Origin of the sequence: Martinezella dioscoreae (genome assembly GCF_009176305.1) — a bacterium.
GTDB classification, from domain to species: domain Bacteria; phylum Pseudomonadota; class Alphaproteobacteria; order Rhizobiales; family Rhizobiaceae; genus Rhizobium; species Rhizobium dioscoreae.
In genome coordinates, this window is sequence record NZ_BLAJ01000002.1 from 664,890 (window position 1) to 688,576 (window position 23,687).

Annotated in this window: 18 protein-coding genes; 10 read left to right on the forward strand and 8 right to left on the reverse strand. The window is 59.6% G+C overall.

All coding sequences use genetic code 11. From position 1 onward, the window contains the following. Positions 1-98: 98 nt before the first annotated feature. The 8 genes from GDN47_RS09675 (at position 99) to GDN47_RS09710 (ending at position 8,664) form a co-directional block, all read left to right on the forward strand. Positions 99-1,313 carry a glycosyltransferase family protein gene (locus GDN47_RS09675; protein WP_113329604.1) on the forward strand — a complete coding sequence of 405 codons (1,215 nt, stop codon included), beginning with the start codon at positions 99-101 and terminating at the stop codon, positions 1,311-1,313. An 11-nt stretch (positions 1,314-1,324) separates the two neighbouring features. Continuing rightward, the gene (locus GDN47_RS09680) at positions 1,325-2,590 is read left to right on the forward strand and encodes a glycosyltransferase family 4 protein (protein WP_173002484.1); all 1,266 of its coding nucleotides are present in this window, start codon (positions 1,325-1,327) and stop codon (positions 2,588-2,590) included. Next, entirely contained in the window at positions 2,587-3,732 is a 1,146-nt protein-coding gene (locus GDN47_RS09685; RefSeq protein ID WP_152093162.1) for a glycosyltransferase family protein, read from the forward strand. Before GDN47_RS09680 ends, GDN47_RS09685 begins: the two co-directional genes overlap by 4 nt. 237 nt (positions 3,733-3,969) lie before the next feature. Further along, positions 3,970-6,684 (forward strand): ABC transporter ATP-binding protein, encoded by a 2,715-nt coding sequence (locus GDN47_RS09690; protein ID WP_152093163.1) that lies wholly within the window; start codon positions 3,970-3,972, stop codon positions 6,682-6,684. Between the two features lie 53 nt (positions 6,685-6,737). Then, the gene (locus GDN47_RS09695; protein WP_069610301.1) at positions 6,738-7,214 is read left to right on the forward strand and encodes a cyclic nucleotide-binding domain-containing protein; all 477 of its coding nucleotides are present in this window, start codon (positions 6,738-6,740) and stop codon (positions 7,212-7,214) included. Between the two features lie 52 nt (positions 7,215-7,266). Further along, entirely contained in the window at positions 7,267-7,791 is a 525-nt protein-coding gene (locus GDN47_RS09700) for a CYTH domain-containing protein (protein WP_113329608.1), read from the forward strand. Positions 7,792-8,047: 256 nt separating this feature from the next. Further along, positions 8,048-8,299 (forward strand): ribbon-helix-helix domain-containing protein, encoded by a 252-nt coding sequence (locus GDN47_RS09705; protein ID WP_152093164.1) that lies wholly within the window; start codon positions 8,048-8,050, stop codon positions 8,297-8,299. Positions 8,300-8,301: 2 nt separating this feature from the next. Further along, positions 8,302-8,664, forward strand: a complete 363-nt coding sequence (locus GDN47_RS09710) for a type II toxin-antitoxin system RelE/ParE family toxin (RefSeq protein WP_113329609.1) — start codon at positions 8,302-8,304, stop codon at positions 8,662-8,664. A gap of 30 nt (positions 8,665-8,694) precedes the next feature. Here GDN47_RS09710 and GDN47_RS09715 read toward each other — a convergent pair whose 3' ends face one another. From GDN47_RS09715 to GDN47_RS09745, 7 genes are all read right to left on the reverse strand, one after another. Next, positions 8,695-9,837, reverse strand: a complete 1,143-nt coding sequence (locus GDN47_RS09715; RefSeq protein ID WP_152093165.1) for a fumarylacetoacetate hydrolase family protein — start codon at positions 9,835-9,837, stop codon at positions 8,695-8,697. Between the two features lie 178 nt (positions 9,838-10,015). Beyond that, a complete protein-coding gene (locus tag GDN47_RS09720; protein ID WP_145318878.1) occupies positions 10,016-11,386 on the reverse strand; it encodes an alpha-glucosidase/alpha-galactosidase in 1,371 nt (456 codons plus the stop codon). Positions 11,387-11,405: 19 nt separating this feature from the next. Continuing rightward, a complete protein-coding gene (locus GDN47_RS09725; protein ID WP_145633960.1) occupies positions 11,406-13,076 on the reverse strand; it encodes an ABC transporter ATP-binding protein in 1,671 nt (556 codons plus the stop codon). Between the two features lie 13 nt (positions 13,077-13,089). Then, complete coding sequence (locus tag GDN47_RS09730) at positions 13,090-14,217, reverse strand: ABC transporter permease (RefSeq protein WP_113350620.1); 1,128 nt, start codon at positions 14,215-14,217, stop codon at positions 13,090-13,092. Further along, on the reverse strand, positions 14,217-15,227 hold the full coding sequence (locus tag GDN47_RS09735; protein ID WP_152093166.1) for an ABC transporter permease: 1,011 nt from the start codon (positions 15,225-15,227) through the stop codon (positions 14,217-14,219). The genes GDN47_RS09730 and GDN47_RS09735 overlap by 1 nt, the downstream gene beginning before the upstream one ends. 154 nt (positions 15,228-15,381) lie before the next feature. Further along, positions 15,382-17,469 (reverse strand): ABC transporter substrate-binding protein, encoded by a 2,088-nt coding sequence (locus GDN47_RS09740; protein ID WP_113329615.1) that lies wholly within the window; start codon positions 17,467-17,469, stop codon positions 15,382-15,384. A gap of 135 nt (positions 17,470-17,604) precedes the next feature. Further along, positions 17,605-19,071 (reverse strand): alpha-glucosidase/alpha-galactosidase, encoded by a 1,467-nt coding sequence (locus GDN47_RS09745; RefSeq protein WP_152093167.1) that lies wholly within the window; start codon positions 19,069-19,071, stop codon positions 17,605-17,607. Between the two features lie 210 nt (positions 19,072-19,281). Between GDN47_RS09745 and GDN47_RS09750 the strand changes: the two genes are divergently transcribed. After that, positions 19,282-20,184 (forward strand): AraC family transcriptional regulator, encoded by a 903-nt coding sequence (locus GDN47_RS09750; protein WP_152093168.1) that lies wholly within the window; start codon positions 19,282-19,284, stop codon positions 20,182-20,184. A gap of 197 nt (positions 20,185-20,381) precedes the next feature. After that, a complete protein-coding gene (locus tag GDN47_RS09755; protein WP_152093169.1) occupies positions 20,382-22,625 on the forward strand; it encodes a glycoside hydrolase family 2 protein in 2,244 nt (747 codons plus the stop codon). A gap of 21 nt (positions 22,626-22,646) precedes the next feature. On the opposite strand, the gene GDN47_RS09760 is transcribed toward GDN47_RS09755, so the two are convergent. Further along, positions 22,647-23,558, reverse strand: coding sequence for a GntR family transcriptional regulator (locus tag GDN47_RS09760; RefSeq protein ID WP_152093170.1), 912 nt, complete (start codon positions 23,556-23,558; stop codon positions 22,647-22,649). Positions 23,559-23,687: the final 129 nt, after the last annotated feature.

The following is a 23,687-nucleotide window of genomic DNA, read 5'->3' on the forward strand; positions in this document are numbered from 1 at the left end:
GATGAACGGCGAAGACAGGATTGCAATTCGAGAAGCGGCCCGCGGATGTCGTTTGCCGACATACCGCGTATAACTTTCACCCCCAGAGGTTTTTGCCTATGAAGCGGCGCTTAGAAGATGCTCGAATCCTCATGTATAGCCATGACACGTTCGGTCTCGGCCATCTGAGGCGGTGCAGAACGATTGCCCATGCGCTTGTCGAGGACTATCGCGGCCTGAATGTGCTGATCATATCCGGCGCGACGATCGCCGGCGCATTCGATTATCGCGCCCGTGTCGATTTCGTCAAAGTGCCGAGCGTCATCAAGCTGCGCGACGGCGAATACACGTCTATGGCGAGCCATGTCGCATTGCAGGAAACGCTGAAGATGCGGCAATCGATCATTCGCCACACGGCCGAAACCTTTCAGCCCGATGTTTTCATTGTCGACAAGGAGCCGATGGGGCTGAAGGGCGAGGTCGAGGAAACGCTGACCTATCTCAAGGCGCGCGGCACGACGCTCGTACTCGGCATGCGCGACGTCATGGATGCGCCGCATCTCCTGGAAGCCGAATGGAAGAAGAACAACGTCCTGCAGAAGATCGATCAGTTCTACGATCGCGTCTGGGTCTATGGCCCGCCGGACTTTCACGATCCGCTCGTCGGCCTCGACGTTCCCCCCGGCGTGCGCCGGAAGATGGAGTTCGTCGGCTTCCTGCAGCGCAGCGTTTCCACCCTGGGCACGAAGTCGGAACATGTACCTGACGAGGATTATATCCTGGTGACGACTGGCGGCGGCGGCGACGGCGCCGATCTCGTCAGCGATGTCATTGCCGCTTTCGAAGAGGATGGCTCTCTCACGCAGAAGACGCTGATCGTGCTCGGCCCCTATATGCCAGCCAAGGAACGCGGTCAGCTTTTGGAACGCGCGAGCAAGATCGACTGTCTGCAGGTCATCGAGTTCGATAACAAGATGGAAGAGCTGATTGCCGGCGCCAAGGCCGTTGTCGCCATGGGCGGCTATAATACCTATTGCGAGATCCTGTCCTTCGACAAGCCGGCGCTGATCATTCCGCGCACGCGGCCGCGCGAGGAGCAGCTCATCCGCGCGCAGCGGGCAAGCGAACTCGGCCTCGTCGACATGCTGCTGCCGGAAGAATCGGCCGATCCGAAGCAGCTTGCCGCTGCGCTGAAGCGCCTGCCGAACAGGGCGCCACCTTCGGCGAGCAACAGCAACATGCGCCTGGAAGGGCTCGTGCATATTTCGCGCACCGTCGGCGAATGGTTCGATGACCGCGAGCGCTATACGCCGCTATCGATCGTTGCCGAGTAGATCACCGGAACCTGTCGATGCGGAAGAAAATACTGGTGGTCCTGAAAGGCTATCCTCGCCTGTCGGAAACCTTCATCGCGCAGGAGCTGCTCGGCCTGGAAAAGGCTGGCTTCGACCTGACGCTGATTTCGATGCGCAAGCCTACGGATAAGAAGCGCCATCCCGTCCATGACGAGATCAAGGCGCGTGTCGTCTATCTGCCCGAATATCTGCACAACGAACCGTTGAGGGTGCTTCGCGCCTTCTTTGCCGGTATCGGCAAGCCCGGGTTCAAGCCGCTCCTGAAGCAGTTCTGGACCGATCTCAAGCGGGATACCACCCCTAACCGCGTGCGGCGCTTCGGTCAGGCCTTGGTGCTGGCGCATGAATGGCCCGATGGCGGCGAATGGCTGCATGCGCATTTCATCCATACGCCTGCCTCGGTGACATCCTATGCCAGCGTCATGACCGGCATTCCCTGGACGTGTTCGGCCCATGCCAAGGATATTTGGACGTCATCGGACTGGGAGCTTTCGGAAAAGCTTGGCCGCGCGCGCTGGACCGTGACCTGCACGCGCACCGGTTTCGAACACATGCGCGATCTGGTCGGAGCGGACGACAAGGTTCATCTGAGCTATCACGGGCTGGATCTGGATCGCTTCGGCTCCTTCACCGGCGAACATTCCAGCCGCGATGGCAAGGACGCTTCCGATCCCGCTTTTATCCTCAGCGTTGGACGTGCGGTGGAGAAGAAGGGATACGACGTGCTGTTGAAGGCGCTGGCATTGCTTCCCGGCGATCTCAACTGGCGCTTTACCCACATTGGCGGCGGAGATGGCTTGACGAAACTCAAGGCATTGGCTGATACGCTTGGCATCGCCGACCGCATCACCTGGAAGGGTGCGCTGGCACAGGAAGACGTGCTTGCCCAATATCGCCAGGCCGATATCTTCGCGCTCGCCTGCCGGGTGGCCGCCGACGGTGATCGTGACGGACTGCCGAACGTGCTCGTTGAAGCCTCTAGCCAGCGCCTTGTCTGCGTTTCCACCGATGTCTCCGGCGTTCCCGAACTCCTCGAAGATGGTGCGAACGGTCTTGTCGTTCCTCCGGAGGATCCGCAGGCGCTCGCCGTCGCGATGGAATCCGCCATTCGCAACCCGGCACTGCGCCACAGGCTGGGCGAAGCGGCCGAAAGACGGGTGCGCGAGCATTTCGACTATCACGCCAGCATCCGGCAGCTGACGGGGCTGTTCGAGGAGCAATGGCAGAGAGAAGATCAATGGCGGAAATCCGCATGACAACCTCGCATAGCCTACCGTTGCGGGTCTTTTTCTACGTTCAGCATCTGCTTGGCATCGGCCATCTGGCGCGCGCGAGCCGCATCGCCAGCGCGCTGGCGCAAGACGGCTGCCAGGTGACGGTGGTCACCGGCGGCCTGCCGGTAAACGGCTTCCCGGGGGCGGATGTTACCTCCGTCACATTGCCGGCCGTGGTTGCGAGCAGCGCCGGCTTCTCCGGTCTTGCCGATCAGTCTGGCAATGCCGCCGGCGAGGAGTTCCTGTCTCGGCGCCGCGACTTGTTGCTGGAGGCGTTCCGGCAGGCGGCGCCCGATGTCGTCATCATCGAGGCCTTTCCCTTCGGTCGCAGACAGATGCGTTTCGAGCTTCTGCCGCTGCTCGATGCCATTTCTGAAGCCGATCCGAAGCCGAGGCTCTACACCTCGGTGCGGGACATTCTGCAGCAGCAGAAGAAACCGGGGCGCGACGAAGAGACGGTCGGCCTGCTTCGCGATCATTTTGATGGCGTGCTCGTCCATGGCGATCCGCATTTCGTCCGGCTGGAAGAGACCTTTCCCCTGACCGAGGCGATCGCGGACAAGATTGTCTACACGGGTCTTGTCGCACCCGCTTTGCCACCGGAACCAGTCGAAACCTTCGACATCGTCGTTTCAGCCGGCGGCGGCGCTGTCGGGCGCGACCTTATCCGCGCCTCGCTGGAAGCGGCAAGCCGAGTGGCGAGCGATCGCCGCTGGCTGTTGATCGCCGGGCCGAACCTGCCGGAGCGGGATTATGCCGAGCTCGCCAGCGACGCGCCCGGTAATGTCGAACTGGTTCGCTTCCGCAAGGATTTTCCCTCCCTTCTGCGTGGCGCCGAGCTTTCGATTTCGCAGGCCGGCTATAATACGGTCGGCGATCTTCTCGTGGCCGGTTGCCGCGCCATTCTGGTTCCTTTCACCGCCGGCGGCGAGACGGAGCAATCCGTCCGAGCCGAGCGGCTGGAGAGATTGGGATTGGCATTGGCCTTGCCGGAAGCGGGATTGACGACGGACATGCTGGTCGAGGCCGTGAGGACGGCGCTGTCCCGACCCAAGCCAGGCAAGCCGGATATCGATCTTGGCGGCGCCGCCAGAACTTCCGCCATTCTGCGTGAGGTCATGTAGCGACGTGTGCGGCTGATATCGGAGACATCCTGTCGTTTTATCCTCCTGGATTCCCGCAATCTTGTGATATAAATCGAAAAATCGATGAATCGGGAGGAGCGTGGACGAAAGACCGGGCGGAGTCCCCTTTCACATATGGGGCCACGTATCCGTAACGAAACCTTCCCGCATCTCTGCAACATCGGTGCCGGCATCGAGCTGGCGCTGGGCGTTGAATTTGAAAGCCTGCAGTAAGCAATGGAAAAAAGCCTAGCGCGTTACATTTGGTCGAATACCCGGCTGGAGCAGGTCTGGATACTGCTCGTCGTCGCGGCCTCGATGATCCCGTACTTCCTGTCCTTCGACTTGCCGAAGCAGATCGTCAACGGGCCTATCCAGGGCAAAGGTTTCGAACATCCCGGCGATACGCAGACCTTCATGCACATTGCTTTCAATGTGCCGCTCATCGGCCATGTCGAGATTTTTCAGGGCGTGCAGCTGACGCGCATGTGGATGCTCGTTGCGCTGAGCATGGTGTTTTTGGCGCTCGTCGTCCTCAACGGTCTCTTCAAGCTCTATATCAACACCTATAAGGGACGTCTGGGCGAGCGCATGCTTCGCCGTATCCGCTTTGAGCTGATCGACCGGGTCTTGCGGTTTCCGCCGGCGCACTTCAAGCGCGTCAAGCCCGCGGAAATCGCCACCATGATCAAGGACGAGGTGGAGCCGATGGGTGGCTTTACGGGCGATGCTTTCGTGCAGCCCGCCCTTCTCGGCGGCCAGGCGGTAACGGCGCTCGTCTTCATCATCATGCAGAATTTCTGGCTCGGCATGATCGCCGCGGCCATCGTTGCCGTGCAGGCCATCGTCATTCCCCGCATGCGCAAGCGGCTCCTGGAACTCGGGCGCCAGCGGCAGCTGACGGCGCGCGAACTTTCCGGCCGCGTCGGTGAGATCGTCGATGGTATCGGGACTATCCACGCCAACGATACCACGAACCTGGAGCGCGCCGATATCGCGCACCGGCTCGGATTGATCTTCTCGATCCGCTACGATCTCTATCAGTGGAAGTTCCTGGTCAAATTCATCAATAACTTCCTCGCTCAGGTAACGCCGTTCCTGTTCTATCTGATCGGCGGCTTCCTGGCGTTGCAGGGCCGACTGGACATCGGTCAGCTCGTCGCCGTCATCAATGCCTACAAGGATCTGCCCGGACCACTGAAGGAGCTGATCGACTGGGACCAGTCGCGTCAGGACGTCCAGGTAAAATACAATCAGGTGGTCGAACAGTTCAGCGTCGAGCATCTGATCGATCCGAAAATCCAGGCGGTTTCGCCCGCGCCCGCCGCTCGCATCACCCATTCTCTCGTCGCGACCAATTTGACCATCGTCGACGACAGCGGCGCGCGTGTGCTGGACCACGTTTCGGTTGAGATTCATCCGGGCGAAAGGGTGGCGATCGTCGGCGACAGCGGTGCGGGCGGCGAATATCTTGCAGAGGCGTTCGGACGCCTGATCTGGCCGGATAGCGGCCGCATCTCGATCGACGGCCACGATATTCTGGAACTGCCGGAATCGCTCATCGGGCGACGCATCGCCTACGCCTCCTCCGAGACCTTCTTCTTTCACGGCACTTTGCGCAGCAATCTCCTCTATGGTCTCAAGCACGCTCCGCTCGTTGCCCCCGTCTATAGCGAGGATGAAGCGACAAAGGTCAAATGGAGCATGGCCGAGGCGCGTCGTGCGGCCAATCCGGAATTCGACCTCAATAGCGACTGGGTGGATTATGCCGCCGCCGGGGCGACGGGGCCGGATGATATCTACTCCGCCATCCGTCCGGTTCTCGATGCCGTCGCCATGTCGCAGGATATTTTCGACATGGCCTTGCGCTCGAATGTCGATGCCACGGCACATCAGGATCTGACGTCGCGCATCGTCGAGCTGCGGCAGGCATTGCGGTCGCGGCTCGAGGAGGAAAAACTCGCGGATCTCGTGGTTCCCTTCGAGTTCGATGCTTATAATCCGCAAGCGACCGTTGGTGAAAATCTGCTTTTCGGTACGCTGAAGCGGCCGCAGATGACTAATCGCAAACTGGCGGCTCATCCCTATTTCCAGCAGATATTTGCCGAGACCGGTTTGGTATCCGATTTGTACGATATGGGCCTGGAGATCGCCGAAAACGCAGTCGAACTCTTCACGGACCTGCCGCCGGACCATCCGTTCTTCCAGCAGCTGACCTTCATGACGGCGGAAGACATCCCGACCTATGAGGCGCTGCTGCAGAAGCTCAACGGCAAGGGCTATGAGGCGGCGACCGACGATGAGCGTGCGGCCATCATCCGGCTGAGCTTCTCCTATATCGAACCGCGTCACCGCTTCGGCCTTCTGACGCAGGTGCTCATGGAAAAGATCGTGAAGGCGCGCGCGAAGTTCTACGAGAATATTCCGGCCGATCTCGCCAAGGTCATCGAGCGCTACGATCCGGAGCGCTTCACTGCGTCTGCCACCTTGATGGACAACGTGCTGTTCGGGCGCATTGCGCATCAGCAGGCGAATGCGCCGGAGCGTATCCATCAGATCATGTATGATGTGTTCGGGCGTCTCGGCATGCATGATGCAGTTCTGTCGATCGGGCTGGATTTCGACGTCGGCTCGGGCGGCAAGCGCCTGACTAACGTGCAGCGCCAGAAACTCAATCTCGGTCGCGCCCTTTTGAAACGAGCCGATTACATCATCTGCAATCGCCCGCTGCCCGCACTCGACCATCGCGTTCAGGATCAGATCGCGAGAGCCATTCTGGGCGAACTCCATAGCGGCGATTATGCGCCGGCGATCATCTGGGTTCTCTCCAACCCCAGTTTTGCCGAATTGTTCGACCGTGTCATGGTTTTCGATCACGGCAGCCTCGTCGAAAATGGCTCTACCACCGATCTTTTAGAGAAAAACGGTATGTTCAAAGAACTGTTATCGTAATATCCTATCTCGACAGTGGCGTCTGGGGCCGAACACTGGGGGTACCGAAGCTCATGCTTCTGAAGGACGAAGTTGAAATGCTGAAGCGGGTGCCGATTTTTTCGCGCATTGCACCGGCAAAATTGAAACTCTTGGCGTTTACGTCCGATCGGGTCAGCTACAATGCTGGCCAAACCCTGTTTCATCAGGGTGATCAAGGTGATGCGGCCTATGTTGTTCTTTCAGGAACTGCTGATATTCTCGTCGATAGCCCAGCCGGCGAGATCAAGGTTGCCGAAGTCGACCTCAATTCCATCGTCGGCGAAATTGCCATCCTCTGCGATGTCTCCCGTACAGCCACGGTGAAAGCGACTTCCAGGCTGGAAGCCTTGAAGATCAGCAAGGAGCATTTCCTGAAGCTGCTCAGCGATTTCCCGGAGATGGCCGTCGAGATCATGCGCGTGCTGGCCGATCGCCTGAACCATACAACCTCGGAACTGACCGCTGTGCGCAGCCGCCTCGACCAGCCGCAGTCGATGTCCACTCATTGAGATTGAGGGAGCCGGTGCTCGTGCTTTTGAGAGGCGGGCGTCCCATTTCAATATGGCAAACTCAATTCCGAAATATGCGCGGCCCGAATATGAACGCCGATTTCTCCTCAGCGACATTCCAGATCTTTCCGGTCTAGCATCCCGGCTGATCGAAGATCTTTATCTCGACGGCACCCGGCTGCGCCTGCGCAAGATCATCTGCGAGAATGGAGACGAGCAATACAAGCTCTGCAAGAAGTACCCCGGCCCGAGCGCCAATCCCCTCGCAATCGTCAATATCTATCTGACATCGCAGGAATATGATCTTCTTTCAGCGTTGAACGGCAAAGGCATTCGGAAGAGGCGGTACAATATCGCCTCGTCTGCGCTTTGCCTCGATGTTTTCGAAGGTCAGCTTGTCGGCCTGGTTCTATGCGAGATCGAGGCGGAATCCGTCGCCTTGCTCGAAGCGCATGCATTGCCTCACTGGATTGGACGCGACGTTTCAGACGATCCGTTTTTCACCGGTGGCAATCTTGCTTCTATCGATGCTGCGCAACTCTCGGCGAGACTGGTGTCGCTCGGATCTTGCGCTTAGTCGTCAACGATCTCGCAGGCAATGAAGAAGCCCCACTGTAGGCAGCGCGATCCAATCAAGCCAATCGGAGGGAGGTGCGGCGTTGCGTCGTCCTTTTTCGCGAGGGGGTTTTTCTGCCGCCTCGTCGGCTCCGACGGCAAGGTTGCTGGTGGCCCGGACAGTCGTCGCGATGATGCGGCGCGCTCTTACCCGTGAAGAATATTGACAATATATGCTACGAACTCCACAATTGAGGTGGAATGGAAGGATAGTTCCGATGGCGTCGGGTAGCATTCATGTGAAGGTCAGCGGTGCGCTGCAAGACCACATTCAGCAGCAGATCGGCGACACTGGTCTTTATGAGAACGCCAGCGAATACATTCGCGCATTGATACGTCGCGACCTTCAAACCCGTAATGAGGCGTGGGATGCGCTGCAAAAGGAGCTTACACCGGCCATGCGCGCGGATGACAGCGAGTTTATCGCAGTTTCCGCCGAAGATGTCATTCGCCGCAATACGCGTCGCTGATCATGGTGGTGTATCGCTTTTATCCGCGCGCGGATGCGGCGCAGGACAAGATTTGGCGGGATACAGTTGAGACATGGGGAGAGAAGCAGGCGGTGACGTATATCACCGGCTTGCATACCCATTTGCAGCGGCTATGCGAGGAAAGGGCGATATGGCGCAAGCTTCCACAGCGTCTTGCAGTTCCCGCCGACGTGAAACACGAGGCGTATTTCAGTCGCTACGAGCATCATTATGTCTTCTTCCGGGAGCTCGATAACGGCGATCTTGGCGTGATGAGCATTTTGCATGAGCGCATGGACCTGCCCGTGCGCCTTGCCGAGGATCTGGCGGCGCTTTCCGGGAGAGCGGGATCTTTCAAGGCATAGGCTCGGTGTGGCCAATTCGCCTTTGAAGTCTCAGATCAATCCCCGCCGGGCCAGATTGCGCATCAGATGCGAAGTTCCGAATGTCCATGGCGCGCATTCGGTCGATAGCAGCACGCGGTTCTTCAGCGCCCCCAGCTTGTCGTTCGAGATGGTGACGATGTCGCCGACCTTGTGGGTGAAGCCTTGGCCGGGCGTGTCGCGATCTTCGACGGGGGCGAAAAGCGTTCCCATGAATAGCACGAAGCCGTCGGGATATTGATGATGGCGGCCGATGGTCTGGGAGACGAGATCGAGCGGATCGCGGCTGATTTCCTTCATCGACGAGCGGCCGTGCAGCACATAACCGTCCTCACCTTCGACTTTGAGGTCGAGATCGGCGTTGCGCACGTCATCAAGATTATAGGTCTCGTCGAACAGACGGATGAACGGCCCGATCGAGCAGGAGGCGTTGTTGTCCTTGGCCTTGCCAAGGAGCAGGGCGGATCGGCCTTCCACGTCGCGCAGGTTGACGTCGTTGCCGAGGGTGGCGCCCTTGACCCGGCCCTGGCTGTCGACCGCCAGCACGATTTCCGGCTCGGGATTGTTCCACTTGGAGATCGGATGCAGGCCGACATCGGCGCCTTGTCCCACAGACGACATTATCTGCGATTTGGAAAAGACTTCCGCGTCCGGTCCGATGCCCACTTCGAGATATTGCGACCAGACGCCTTCTTCGATCAGCGCTGCCTTGACCTTGGCCGCTTCCGCTGAACCGGCCTTCAAGTTGCGCAGGCTGTCGCCGATCAGTGCGGTCACCTTGCGGCGGATCGCTTCGGCTAGGTCCGGATTGCCGGCTGCGCGCTCCTCGATGACGCGCTCCAGCATCGAACGGGCAAAGGTGACGCCACAGGCCTTGATCGCCTGCAGGTCGATGGGGGCGAGAAGGTGGATGGCCGAGTGGTCGGCCTTGGCGGCCAGCAGATCATCGAGTTTGGCGATGGCTTCGCCTTTCTGGGTGCGAATGAAAGCCACCGGATCATCTTTTTCCAGAAGGTCGCGCATGGTCGGCGTTTCCTTCGAGGTGATATCATAGAGCGTGCCGTCGCGAAGGGTGACGAGAGCGGGGCCTTGCACATCCGGGCGCCAGATGCGGCCGACGAATGTTCCGGTGGTGAATGTGTTCGAGCTGGCCATGTCGTTCGTCTCCTCCAAACTGCGAGCGTTTCTAGCGCAGTCGATCCCGCTTTGCCATCTGTTATGACGGCATCATTCGCTGCATTTTGAATTTTCATCTTTTCCTGGAAGCTAAAAATGTAAGGCCCCGCGGCGCCACCGCGAGGCCTTTTGGGCCGCAAGCCGGGAGAGAGTGGCTTTACGCGGCCTGAACCTTGCGATTGCCGCGCGCCCATTCCGGCAGCCAGTCGCCGTGGGCTGCCAACAGCTCGTCGACCAGCGACCAGATTTGGTCGAGATCGAGTTCGGCTGCCGTGTGCGGATCCATCATCGCGGCATGGTAGATGTGCTCGCGATTTTCGGTCATCAGAGCTTTCACGGTCAGCTCCTGCACGTTGATGTTCGTGCGGATGAGCGCCGTCAGCTGCGGCGGCAGATCGCCGACATAGGTCGGCTGGATGCCGGAGGCATCGACGAGGCAGGCGACTTCCGCCGCGCAATTATAAGGCAGCGAGGTGATGCAGCCATTGTTGCGGACATTGCCGTAGATGACGGAGGGTTCGCCGGTCCAGACCGAATTGATGATCGAGGAGGCATATTCCTTCGACTGCTTGACCTCGATCTTTTCCGCCGTGCGGTATTCCTCAGCCTGGTTCTTCCAGCGCGCCACCTGCTCGATGCAGCGTTTCGGATATTCGTCGAGCGGAATGCCGAACTTCTCGATCAGATCCTCGCGGCCCTCCTTGATGAAGTAGGGGGTGTATTCGGCGAAATGCTCGGAGCTTTCGGTGACGAAATAGCCGAGGCGGGTCAGCATTTCATAGCGCACCTTGTTCGGGCAGCGCGGGTTCCAGCCGGGCTTCGGCGCGCGTCCTTCGCGATAGGCGCGAACGAGATCCGGATAGAGATTACGATAGGAACCATCCGGCTGACGATGCTCGAATTCGAGATAGAAGGCCATGTGGTTGATGCCGGCCGAGCGGTAGCGGATCTCGTTGTAGGGAATGTCGAGATCGTGCGCCAGTTCCATGGCCGTGCCCTGCACCGAATGGCAAAGACCGACCTGCTTGATCGTTGGGTACTTCTCCCCGATCGCCCAGGTATTGATGGCCATCGGGTTCACATATTGCAGCATGATCGCGTTCGGGCAGACGGCGAGCATGTCCTCGCAAATCTTCCACAGATGCGGAACCGTGCGCAGGCCGCGCATGATGCCGCCGACGCCGAGCGTGTCGGCGATCGTCTGGCGCAGGCCATATTTCTTCGGCACTTCGAAATCGGTGACGGTGCAGGGCTCGTAGCCGCCGATCTGGAAAGCGACGACCACAAAGTGCGCGCCGTCAAGCGCCTTGCGCTGATCGGTAAAGGTTTCGACCGTCGCGGAGGTGCCCAGCGTCGAGGCCAGCTTCCGGGCAACAATGGCGCTTTCGTCCAGCCGCTGCGGATTGATGTCCATTAGCGCGATCCTGGCGTCGGCAAGGGCGGGCCGCTGCAAGACGTCGCCGATGATATTCTTCATGAAGACGGTCGAGCCGGCGCCGATGAAGGTGATCTTGGGAGTACCTGTCATGTCAAAATCTCCTGGGATGCTACGAAGCTACTTCGAACGCCGCTCTGACAAGGCGTTCTGTGTAAGCGGTCTTGGGATGGGACAGAACCTCTTCGACCGGCCCTTGCTCCATGATCTTGCCATGCTGCATGACGATGACGCGATGGCAAAGGGCGCGGACGACCTTGAGGTCGTGGGAAATGAAAAGGTAGCTCAGGCCTTTTTCATCCTGCAGCTTGCGCAGGAGGTCGATGATCTGGGCCTGAACGGAAAGATCGAGTGCGGAGGTCGGCTCGTCGAGCAGAATGAATTCCGGCTCGAGCGCGATGGCGCGGGCAATGGCGATACGCTGGCGCTGGCCGCCGGAAAATTCATGCGGGAAGCGCGAGAGAATGTTGGCCGGCATGCCGGCACTGACCAGTGCCTCCTTGACGCGCTCCAGGCGCTCCGCCTTGTTGGAACCGAGATTGTTGACAATCAGCCCCTCGCAAATGATCTGGCCGATGGTCATGCGCGGATTGAGCGACGAAAAAGGATCCTGAAAGACGATCTGCATGCGCGAGCGCAACGGCCGCATCTCGGCGCGAGACCGGCCATGGATCGGCTGCCCGTCGAAGAAAATCTCGCCGCCATCGGCATCGATCAGCCGCAGCAGCGCCTGACCGAAGGTGGTCTTGCCGGAGCCGGATTCGCCGACAAGGCCGAGCGTCTCGTGGCGGCGCAGCTCGATATTGAGGCTGTCGACGGCGACGAGCTCACGCATGTCGGGTTTAAAGAAGCTGCCGTGCCGCAGCATGAACGCCACCTTGACGGACTTGCCTTCGAGAATCGTGTCGCAGTTCGGCGGCAGCGGCTTTGCCTGTCCGCGTGGCTCCGAGGTCAGCAGGTGCTGCGTATAGGGATGCTGCGGGCGCGCAAAGAGCGCCTCCGTCGTATTGTGCTCGCGCATCTCGCCATGCTGCATCACATAGACGTAGTCGGAGAACTGGCGCACGACCGTCAGGTCGTGAGTGATCAGGATCACGGCCATGCCGAGCTGCTTTTGCAGGTTGCGGATGAGGTTCAGGATCTGCGCCTGCACGGTGACATCGAGCGCTGTCGTCGGTTCGTCGGCAATCAGTACGTCCGGGTCGTTGGCGAGCGCCATGGCGATCATCACGCGCTGGCGCTGGCCACCGGAGAGCTGGTGCGGATATTGTTTCAGCCGCGCTTCCGGATCGGGAATCTGAACCTGCTTCAGGAGATCGAGCGCCCGCTTCTCCGCGTCGCGGCGGCTGACCTTGCGATGGACCCGTATCGCTTCGACGATCTGGCTACCGATGGTGTAGATCGGATTGAGCGAGCTCATCGGCTCCTGGAAGATCATCGAGATGCGGTCGCCACGCAATTGCCGGCGCGCCCGCTCCGAGAATTTCAGCACGTTCTTGCCGTCGTAATGCACGGCGGACTTGTCGGAGACGACGGCGCGTTTGGTCAGCAGGCCCATCACCGTGCGGGCGGTCACCGATTTTCCCGAGCCGGATTCGCCGACGATGGCGATGGTTTCGCCGCGATAAAGCTGGAAGGTGATGTCTTTGACGGCATCGACCATGCCGTCCTCGACCTTGAACTTGACGGCAATATTGCGAGCGTCGATGACAGGTGCGGCTGTCTTGTTCGCAGCATCGAGCCGCCTGTCGGGAGCGAAGGAATTGACGAGTGCAAGAGCCATATCCGTTCTCCTCTCAATAGGGATCGATCGCGTCGCGCAGGCCGTCGCCAAGGGCGTTGAAGGCGAAGACGGTGACGAGAACGAAGGCGACGGGCGTCAGGATCCAGGGATAGGAGCCGATGACCGAATAGGTCGACGTATCCTGCAGCATCAGACCCCAGGAGATCAGCGGCGGTTTGACGGCAAAGCCGAGGAAGCCGAGGAAGGATTCCAGCAGCACGACGCTCGGGATCGCGAGCGTGACCGTCACGATGACGTGGCTCATGACGTTCGGGAAAATATGCTGCAGGATGATGCGCCGGTCGGTCGCGCCGACCGCCATGGCCGCCCGGACATAATCGATCCGCGCCAGAGCCAGCGTCTTGCCGCGCACCTCGCGCGACATCTGCGCCCAGCCGAGCGCCGACATGACGACGATGACGAAGGCGAGGAAGACGTTGGTCGGAGCCGTCACAGGGATCAGCGAGGTCAGTGCCAGGTAGAGCGGCAGTTGCGGGAAAGCCAGTACCACTTCGACGAAACGCTGGATCCAGGCATCGAGCGTGCCGCCGAAATAGCCAGATATCATGCCGACCGCAGTGCCGACGACGGTGACGATGGCGACTACCGTCAAGGCGATCATCAAGGAGATGCGCGAACCGTAAATGGCGCGCGACAGCACATCCCGGCCGAATTTGTCCGTGCCGAGGAAATGAACGGGGCCGCCGTCGGTGGCGCCGAAGAGATGCCGGTCACCGGGGATCAGGCCAAAGAGATGATAGGGGTCACCCTTGACGAAGAGACCAAGCAGGCGAGGGTGATCGTAATCCGGTCCGACGATCGGTTGGAACGTGACCGGATCGAGATCGCTGGTCTCGGCAAGCGCGTAGACCCGAGGCTGGAGGACGAAATTGCCGTCCTTGTCGTGAAAGCTGATGACCTGCGGCGGCGCGAAGCCGGTGTCGGTCGCCTTGGGGTCGAGCGGTGCGATGAATTCGGCGAAGATCGCCATCAGCAGCAGCAGGACGACGAGAGTAAGGCCGCCCATGCCGGTCCAGGAGCGCTTCAGGCGACGCCAGACCAGGGCGAGGTAGCTCTCATTGCCGCTCTTCTGCTTGATTTTCTCTTCGGGCGGCGGCGGGGAGTTGCTGAAGGCGAGCATCAGTGGATTCCTCCCTGTTGACGCACACGTGGATCGAGCAGGGCAAGCAACACGTCGGCGATGATATTGCCGACGATGAGGGTTGCCGAAAGCACCATCATGAAGGTTGCGGTCACGTAGACGTCGCCGACGGCCATCGAGCCGACGATCGCCGGCCCGACGGTCGGCAGCGTGAAGATGATCGCGGTCTCGATTTCGCCCGTCAGCATATAGGGCAGAACCACGCCCTGATACATGATCAGAGGATGCAGCGCATTCGGCACGGCATGGCGCATAATGACGGCTCCGCCGGAAAGGCCCTTAGCTCGCGCTGTTTCCACATATTGGGCATTCAGCGTATCGAGCAGATTGCCGCGCATGATGCGCATGTTGTAGGCGAGGCCGCCGAACGTGGCGATCGCGACGACCGGCCAGACATGCTTGACGAGATCGACGAATTTGGCCCAGGACCAGGGCGCACCGCCATATTGCGGCGAGAAGAAGCTGCCGATCTCCGAGACGTTGAGCTGGAAGACGAGGAGATAGACGATGATCAGCGCCATCAGAAAGCGCGGCACCGTCATGCCGAGGAAGGAGATGCCGGCAAGCAGATTGTCAATCCAGCTATATTGCCGCGTTGCGGCCCAGATGCCGAAACCGATGCCGAGAATGGAAGCCAGGATGTGGCACACGAGCGCCAAGGCCAGTGTTCGCGGCAGGCGCTCGCCGACGACATCGGCCACCGGCTTGTTGTAGACCATGCTGTAGCCGAAATCGCCCTTGGTGACGATGCCACCGATCCAGTTGAAATACTGGACGATCATCGGCTTGTCCAAGCCATGTTCCTTGCGATAGGCCTGCGCCTGGGCGTCGGCCTGTTCGAAGGACGCGCCGCCCTGGTTCATCAGTTGCGAGCGGATATAATCGGCATAATCGCCCGGCGGCGCCTGGATGATGGCAAACGTCACCACGCTCAGAATCAGGAGCACGGGAATGGCGGAGGCTATGCGAACGAGCAGGAATCGTAACATGGGACGGTTCGCTTCTCTTGATGCTGTCGACTGTCCCATTCTCCAGGAACGACATCGCCAGCGCTTCATTTAACCCGGCGATAGCTGATCGCTGGATGTTTCAGGTCCCATGGCAGCCTGCATCATACAGGCTGCCATGGGGTTGGTTGGAACCTTATTTGATCGGGCCGGCGCTGCCTGGGGCACCCGGCAGTTCCTCTGGGAACAGCTCGTATTTGCCCTGTTTGTCTGCCGCCACCCAGAGCCGCTCGCGGATGATCGAATCTTCTGCCCAGTTGAACAGGAAGATCGGCGTGCCCGGAGGAACGTTGGAGAAGCGCTTGTTGATGATGAGAGCGCCTGGATATTCGGTCAGGCCGATATTGTAGAGATGCCCGGTCGAGATCTTCTGGAACTGCTTCATCAAGGCCACGCGCTCGTCGTTATCTTTCGACGTGATGAACTTGTTGACGACATCGACCATGTCTTTTTCGAAGGGCATCAGGTCCAGCTGACCGCTTTCCGGGGCGCGGTGGTTCCAGCTGGTGCGGGGGCCGACCGGTGCAAGCTGTTCGGTATTCTGCACGACCGAGGCAAGCTCGGTGCTGTTGCGGCGGACCATCCAGTCGAAACGGCCGCTATAATTGGCATCGTCGCGCTTCGGACCAACGAGCGAGTTTATGATCACTCGAAGCCCGAGTTTTTCCATCTGGCTGACGACGCCCTCGGCAAGGCTCTTGTCGGTGGTGTAGTCGCTGCTGACCAGAAGCGTGATCTCGACATCCTTGCCGCCGTTGACGCCGGCCGGGAAGTTGACGATGCCGTCGCCGTCCGTGTCCTTCAGGCCGGCTTTTGCAAGCTCGGCCTTTGCTGCCGCGAGATCGAACGGGTAATAAACCGTGGAATTGCGATCATAGAAGCTGCTGCCGGAGGATAGGCCGCCCGGATAGATCGCGGTGAACGGTCCCTTGACCAGCGACTCGCCGAGCGCCTTGCGATCGAGCGCCATGGTGACGGCCTTGCGGAAATCCTCGTTGCGGTTCAACTCGCGCACCGCTTGTGCACGCTCGTCCGGACTGCCCCAGCCATTGGCAGAGAAATTCATCTGCAAATTATAGCCGATGAGGCGGGGACCGAAGGCGAGACGGGCAGGAGCATCGGGCTGTGCGGCGCGCTTCAGAGAGGCGACGAAGTTTTCCGGCTGCTCGAGGTTCGACAGGTCGCCGGAGCCGGCAACTGCCTGTACGTCGCGGTCTGCCCAGGTCGAGAGCTTGTAATGCAGCTCGTTGAGGTAAGGCAGTTGGTTGCCCTTTTCGTCGACCTTCCAGTAATAGGGATTGCGGCGCATGACGATGATATCGTCGGAACGGTATTCGACCGGCACCCAGGCACCCATGACCGGCATGTTCATATATTCCGGCGGGAAGGCGTTCTTGAACTGGTCGTAGGTGTTCTTGGAATATTTCGGGTGCTGCGGCTTCAAAAGATGCGACGGGCCTGGGCAGAAATTGGGATAGGCCATCGTGTAGAGATATTGTTTCGGGAAGGCGTCCTTGAAGGTCCATTCGATTGTGTAATCGTCGATCTTCTTGAGAGTTGTTCCTTCGCCGAAAGCTTCCGGAGATGCACCGCCGCCAAGCGGTGAGACGTTCGGATCGATGACCTCGTCATCCCAGTAGAACATGATGTCATCGGCGTTGAAGGGCGCGCCGTCGGACCATTTTGCACCTTCGATCAGGTGCATGGTGAGCTTATGGCCGTCCGGCGACCATTCCCAGCTCTTGGCGAGGTTCGGCAGCGGTTCGGTGTCCTTGGCTTCCACCTGGAAGAGGGGAGCCGTGCGCGTCAGGCACTCCGAAAGGCCGATGTCGATGCCGCCCCAGCCCTGCGTTTGGCCGGCGCCGTAGTTCCAGCCTTCCGGCCGGCCGCCGATGACATGGCGCAGCGTGTCGCCATAGACACCGATGCCGTCGGGCATGTTGCCGGTTTTGAACACGAGCGGCTCTTTCGGCAGGCGATCCTTGACGGGCGGCAGTTTGCCGGTCTTGACGAACTTCTCCGTCACCCAGGCAGGCTCGTGATATTCCGGCAGCGCCTTGAACTCCAGAATGGAGTTGCGCTCGACATATTTGATTTTTCCTTCCGCCGGAAAGACCGGTGGAACGGGCGGCACAGTCGGGTCGGCCGCATGGGCGCTGATCGCGATTGCGGATGTGGCAATCGTCAACGCAGCCAAAAGGCCGATCGGTCGAAAATGTCTCATCTTTTCTCTCTCCCTAAATCGCGAGCGTTCCGTTCGAGACCTCGCGTTCCTCCTTTGAAACGAAAGATGGCTGGTTGAAGCGGGACATCCCCTTAAGATCCCGCCTCAACCTTCACCTTCCGGCCTGCCTGCTCGTCAGCCAGCCTGTTTCAAGGCTGCTTTCTCTGCGCGCAACTCCTCGATCGAGCGAATGTTGCGGCTCGCCGCGCCCTTCCAGTCGCGTGTCTTGACCTTGCCGCGCGACAGGCGCTCCTTCGCCTCGTCCACAGCATGCGCATATTGCGGCAGCCAGCGCGCTTCCGCGACGACCATTTCATCGACCATCTGCCACACCTCCTCCGGCGTGGCGACGGCGCCGACCAGCGGATCATGCAGGACGGCAAGTTTCAGGAGGTCGATATCGCCGCTAATGGCGGCATGAACCGACATACGCTGAACGTTGATCGAGGATATGCAGGTGGCCGCACATGCCTCCGGCAGTGTGATACCCGCCACCATATTGATGCCGAAGCGATCGACGAAGCCGGGTGACTCGATGATGGCATCGGCAGGCAGATTGGTGATGACGCCATTGTTCTTGACGTTGAAATGGCCGCGATAGACGCGATTGGTTTCCAGCGCTTCGAGAATATGGCTGGCATGCTCGTTGGAGCGGCGTGCCGGATCGATCGGCTGCGAGGCGCTGTCGAGGATCTGCTGGAATTCCGTCTCGAACCAGTTGCGCGTCTCGGTGGAGTGACGCAAATAGCCGCCGGTCTCGCCGTGGATCCAGTCCGACATGTCGATCCATTTGTTGATCTCGTCCGGGCGCTTGCGGTACCAGGGCAGGTATTCCGACAGGTGACCGTTGCTCTCAGTCGAATAGACGCCGAAACGCTTGAGGACGTCTATTCGCAGCTTTTCCTGCTGCGAATAGACCGGATGCGCCTCGAAGGCCGCGATCAGCTCGTCCCTGCCGATCTTGCGGCCGTTGAGGCGCAGGTCGACGAACCAGGTCTGGTGGTTGATGCCCGAGCAGATATAGTCGAGTTCGCGCTTGTCCTTGGCGCCGAGCACTTCGGCAATCTGTTCGGCGCCGTGCTGGACGCCGTGGCAGAGGCCGATCGTATCGACTTTGCCGTATTCGATGGCCGCCCAGGTGTTCATCGCCATCGGGTTGGCATAGTTCAGGAATTTGGCGCCGCTCTCGGCGACCTCGCGGATATCCTTGCAGAAATCGAGAATGACCGGAATGTTGCGCTGGCCGTAGAGAATGCCGCCGGCGCAGATCGTATCGCCGACGCATTGGTCGATGCCGTATTTCAGCGGAATGCGGATATCTTCGGCGTAAGCCTCCAAACCACCGACCCGCACGCAGCTGATGACATAGCGTGCGCCTTCCAGCGCCTTGCGGCGATCCGTGCTGGCGGTGACGCGTGTCGGCAGCTTGTTGGCTTCAACGATCCGGTCGAGGATCGCCTTGATCATCGTCAGATTGTGCTCACTCACGTCGGTCAGCGCGAATTCGACGTCGCGGAATTCCGGCACGCAGAGAATGTCGGTGAACAGCTTTTTCGTGAAGCCGACGCTGCCGGCGCCGATAATAGCGATTTTGAAACTCATGATCCTCACCTTCAAGTCAATCAAACAAGCAGCGGCAGGGAAATCGACGGCATTTTCGTCCAGTGTCGTATCGGTTGCGGAATGGGCCGAAATCGAGATTTTTCCTCCGATCGCCGTTCCTCGCCGGCGAGCATGCGCTGTTTTCTGGCGGGATTATGCCTATAATCGCCGAGGCGAACAGAGAACTATTATGCTTTTGAGGGTAATTTTGTGCTGCAAGAATTGATCGATAACGGACAGGTCATGCGGACGGTTTCCCTGCCGCGCGGCCGCCACCGATTGCACGCCATGCCGACCAGTGCGGGATATGAAGTGCGCTATGACGAACCCTATGATTGGGATGGACGACGGCGCGGTCTGACACCGTTCACCGTGCTGCAGCACACGATCAGCGGCACCGGGCGTCTTCGTTATGAAAGCCGCAATTATCGTGTCAATGCCGGCGACACACTGCTCGTTCTCGTGCCGCATAATCACCGCTATTGGCTGGAGAAGGGGGAGCGTTGGGAATATTTCTGGATTTCCATGAACGGTGAGGAAGCACTGCGCATCCATCGCCTGATACTCGCTGCCGCCGGTCCCGTCCTGAAGCTGCAGCAGGCGACCATCGATCATCTTGCCGATTGCAGTCTTCGGCTCGTCAAGGGCGCCACGACGCCGGCTTCGGCTTCGGCCATCGCCTATGAGGCGGCCATGGCGCTCTATGATGATGTCTTCGGTTCGCATGCCTTTGCTGCGGACCGCTCTGTCATGCAGATCGTCATCGACCATATCAATGCCAATCTCGACAAGCCGCTGCCGGTCGAGGAGCTTGCGAAAGTGGGCGGCCTCAGCCGCGCGCATTTTTCGCGCGTCTTTGCCGAGAGCGAAGGCGTGCCGCCGGCGGAATTCGTATTGCAGCAGCGCATGCAGCGCGCGGCGAAGTTGCTGACGAAGGCCGCCTTCATCCCGGTCAAGGAAGTGGCGATCATGTCGGGCTTCGACGATGCCAATTATTTCTCCAAGGTGTTTCGCCGCATCTACGGCATCAATCCGACGGAGTTCCGCACGACCGGCATGTATGCCGCGGTGCGCAGTCCGGCCGAGGAGACGAAGAATGCACGGAGCCGATAGAACCGTGATAGGTCGGCATTCTCGCTATCGCTTGCCTGTCTTGAAAATGGAAATCCGCCAACCCGTCGCATTGCGCAACGGCGGCGCGCCTGTATAGATATCGCTCCGCGGCGTCCCGCCTGCCGCGCCGCGCGCCTGACTTCCCAGCAACATCTGTTCGTCATCCGATGCGACGGGCTTAATCGATAGGATTGAATATGCGTTCTGTTGTCGCCTTCAATGAATCCTGGACGTTTCGTGAAGGGTTTTCGCCCGGAGATGCCGGCCGCCCGCAGGATGGACAGCAGGTCACTCTGCCGCATACGGCCGTCGAACTGCCCTTCAATTATTTCGACGAGAAATCCTATCAGCGCGCCTTCACCTATCAGAAAATCGTCAATTGGGATGAGAGCTTCGCAGGCCGTGAGGTATCGCTGATCTTCGATGCGGCCATGGCCGATGCCGCCGTCTATCTGAACGGCGAGGAAATCGTTGCCCACAAGGATGGCTACACGCCGTTCGAGGCGCGGCTGACTGGTCGCCTGCATAAGGGTGAGAACCTGATCACGGTCAAGATCGATGGCAGCGAGAATCCCGAGATCCCGCCTTTCGGTGGTCGGATCGACTATCTCACCTATGCCGGACTCTATCGCGATGTTTGGCTGAAGGTCGCTGCGCCCGTCTCGGTCGCCAACATCAAGATCGAGACGACAGATGTCCTTTCCGACCACAAATCCGCGACGGTGCGCTGCGACATCTCCAATCCGCAAAATCTCGCTTTCAGGGGTACGGTGACTGTTACTCTGCGCTCTGCCGACGGAGCAGCCATCGCTTCGGGTGAGGCTGACACATTAGGTGAAAGCGTCAAGCTCAGCTTTAGCGGCCTTTCCGGTCTTGCGCTTTGGGAGCTCGACAATCCCGTCCTCTATTCGGCGGAAGTGGAGCTTGCGAGCGAGCACGGACCGGACCGTCTTGCTGCGACTTTTGGCTTCCGTACCGCGAGCTTCACAGCGGAAGGCTTCCTGCTGAATGGCAAAAAGCTGAAGCTGCGCGGTCTCAATCGCCATCAGGCCTTCCCCTATGTCGGCTATGCGATGGGCCGTTCCGCCCAAGAGCGTGATGCCGAAATCATGAAGCGCACGCTGAAATGCAACATCGTACGCACTTCGCATTATCCGCAATCGAAATGGTTCCTCGATCATTGCGACCGTATCGGCCTCTTGGTCTTCGAGGAAATCCCCGGTTGGCAGCATATCGGCGATAAGGAATGGCAGCAGGAATCGATCCGCAACGTGCGTCGAATGATCGAACGCGACTGGAACCATCCCTCGATCGTCATCTGGGGCGTGCGCATCAACGAATCCCAGGATTCTCACGATTTCTACGCCGAGACGAACCGCCTGGCACGCGAGCTCGATCCGACGCGCCAGACGGGCGGGGTGCGTTACATCACCGAGAGCGAAATGCTCGAAGACGTCTATACGATGAACGACTTCATTCTCGGCAATGAGGAACTGCCGGGCGCCAACCGGCCGCGCACGCCGCTGAGGCCGCAGCAGGAAAATACCGGTCTCTCCAAGGATGTGCCCTATCTGATTACCGAATTCGGCGGCCATATGTATCCGACGAAAATCTACGATCAGGAGCAGCGACAGGCCGAGCATGTGCGCCGGCATCTGGAAGTCCTGAATGCCGCCTATGGTGATCCGTCGATATCAGGCGCCATCGGCTGGTGCATGTTCGACTACAACACCCATAGCGATTTCGGCTCGGGTGACCGCATCTGCTACCACGGCGTCATGGACATGTTCCGCGAGCCGAAATTCGCCGCTTATGTCTATGCCAGCCAGTGCGAGCCCGCCGAAGAGATCGTCATGAAGCCGGTCACGATCTGGGCGCGCGGCGAGCGCAACATCGGCGGCGCACTGCCGCTGATCGTGCTGACGAACTGCGACGAGGTCGAACTGCGCTATGGGTCGCTGACCAAGCGTCTCGGCCCGGACCGGGAAACTTTCCCGCATTTGCCGCACCCGCCTGTCGTTTTCGATCATCGATCCTTCACACCGGACGAACTCGGCGTATGGGGGATGGAGTGGGAGGATGTGCATTTCACCGGTTACATCAATGGCAAGCCGGTAGCGCAGCAACATATGGTCGCCAATCCGCTGCCGACCTCGCTGCAGGTGGAAGCCGATGCCGATACTCTGCGCGCGGGTGAGCGTGACACGGTGCGTGTCATCGTGCGTGCCCTCGATCAGGCCGGCTCGCGTCTGGCTTTTCTCAATGAAGCCATCACGGTCAAGATCGATGGCCCGGGCAAGGTCCTCGGACCGCAAACGGTGGCATTCCAGGGTGGAACCACGGGCTTCTGGCTGCAGGCGACGGGCAAGTCTGGGACGATCAACCTCGAAGTCTCGTCCCCGCGCTTTGCCAGCCAAAGCTTGAGTTTTACTGCAAGGTGAGCAAGCAGCCGGCTCTTGCCGTCAGGCGACCGAGCCGGCAATTTCGCCCGCACCCTGGGGGATCGACTGTAACAGCGTCTGCCGCGCCGAGGCGAGATGCCGGCGGCACGCGGCGTCGATCCTTCGCTGGTCGCGTGATTGCAGGGCCTCGATATAGTCGAGGTGTTCGGTCACGGCGCGGGCATTGCGCTCGCGGGCGAACGTCTTGTTCCACTGGTAGTGATAGTGAAAGATGATGGCGATGACGTCGTAGAAATCGGCGATGAAGCGGTTCCTTGAGGCGCGATGGATGAGAAGGTGAAACTTTTCATCGAGACGCGAGAAATCGCGGTAATGCGCGTCGAAATCCTCGAGGAGGGCGTGATGCTCCTGTTCGATCGCTTTGAGATCCTCCCAGGCGCGGTGATTGGCGGGCAGGCGGCCGAATTCGGCGGCGGAATGCAGCTCGAACATTTCGCGCACGTCGGCGAGCTCAAGCGCAAATTCGCTGGTGAAGCCCTTGAGGATCCAATGGCTGTTTGGTCGCTTTTCGATCAGGCCGAAGCGGCTGAAACGAATAAGAAATTCACGCACGACCGAAGTACCGGTGCCGATCTCGCGCGCCAGTTCCAGCTCGTTGATCTGCATGCCGGGCTGTGCTTCATCGGACATGATGCGCATCATGAAACTGCGTTCGATGATGTCATGGAGTGAATCGGTCTCTTCCTTCGGGAAGAAATCGTCCTCCGTCGGCCGGCGCAGAACCGTCTTCTGCCGCTTGTTCCAGAGAATGATGCCGGCGTCATTTAGACGCATTAGGATCGCGCGCGCCGTGCTGCGGCTGACGCCGAGTTCGGCGGCGATTTCCGGCTCGCTTGGCAGCTCGGTATCGGGCTTCAGGCGCGCCGCATAGCGATTATACGCCTCCTTGAAGAGCGTGTTTTGCCTTGCCATTTCCCCCTCGCGTATCCTCGCCGCTCTTTACCGGCGGCGCTGTCTGAACCATGATCGAATGGCAGTCAATTGCAGGAGTGTTGATGGAGCGCACTGGCCACCTTCCTCCAAGGCGTCAGGCGATTTGCT

What these genes read in the sequence shown, in the direction of transcription:
- GDN47_RS09710 (WP_113329609.1), top strand. Translation starts at nt 8,302, where the DNA reads ATGGTGGTGTATCGCTTTTATCCGCGCGCGGATGCGGCGCAGGACAAG.
- GDN47_RS09745 (WP_152093167.1), bottom strand. Translation starts at nt 19,071, where the DNA reads ATGAGTTTCAAAATCGCTATTATCGGCGCCGGCAGCGTCGGCTTCACG.
- GDN47_RS09695 (WP_069610301.1), top strand. Translation starts at nt 6,738, where the DNA reads ATGCTTCTGAAGGACGAAGTTGAAATGCTGAAGCGGGTGCCGATTTTT.
- GDN47_RS09700 (WP_113329608.1), top strand. Translation starts at nt 7,267, where the DNA reads ATGGCAAACTCAATTCCGAAATATGCGCGGCCCGAATATGAACGCCGA.
- GDN47_RS09760 (WP_152093170.1), bottom strand. Translation starts at nt 23,558, where the DNA reads ATGGCAAGGCAAAACACGCTCTTCAAGGAGGCGTATAATCGCTATGCG.
- GDN47_RS09720 (WP_145318878.1), bottom strand. Translation starts at nt 11,386, where the DNA reads ATGACAGGTACTCCCAAGATCACCTTCATCGGCGCCGGCTCGACCGTC.
- GDN47_RS09675 (WP_113329604.1), top strand. Translation starts at nt 99, where the DNA reads ATGAAGCGGCGCTTAGAAGATGCTCGAATCCTCATGTATAGCCATGAC.
- GDN47_RS09740 (WP_113329615.1), bottom strand. Translation starts at nt 17,469, where the DNA reads ATGAGACATTTTCGACCGATCGGCCTTTTGGCTGCGTTGACGATTGCC.
- GDN47_RS09730 (WP_113350620.1), bottom strand. Translation starts at nt 14,217, where the DNA reads ATGCTCGCCTTCAGCAACTCCCCGCCGCCGCCCGAAGAGAAAATCAAG.
- GDN47_RS09755 (WP_152093169.1), top strand. Translation starts at nt 20,382, where the DNA reads ATGCGTTCTGTTGTCGCCTTCAATGAATCCTGGACGTTTCGTGAAGGG.
- GDN47_RS09725 (WP_145633960.1), bottom strand. Translation starts at nt 13,076, where the DNA reads ATGGCTCTTGCACTCGTCAATTCCTTCGCTCCCGACAGGCGGCTCGAT.
- GDN47_RS09690 (WP_152093163.1), top strand. Translation starts at nt 3,970, where the DNA reads ATGGAAAAAAGCCTAGCGCGTTACATTTGGTCGAATACCCGGCTGGAG.
- GDN47_RS09735 (WP_152093166.1), bottom strand. Translation starts at nt 15,227, where the DNA reads ATGTTACGATTCCTGCTCGTTCGCATAGCCTCCGCCATTCCCGTGCTC.
- GDN47_RS09685 (WP_152093162.1), top strand. Translation starts at nt 2,587, where the DNA reads ATGACAACCTCGCATAGCCTACCGTTGCGGGTCTTTTTCTACGTTCAG.
- GDN47_RS09715 (WP_152093165.1), bottom strand. Translation starts at nt 9,837, where the DNA reads ATGGCCAGCTCGAACACATTCACCACCGGAACATTCGTCGGCCGCATC.
- GDN47_RS09705 (WP_152093164.1), top strand. Translation starts at nt 8,048, where the DNA reads ATGGCGTCGGGTAGCATTCATGTGAAGGTCAGCGGTGCGCTGCAAGAC.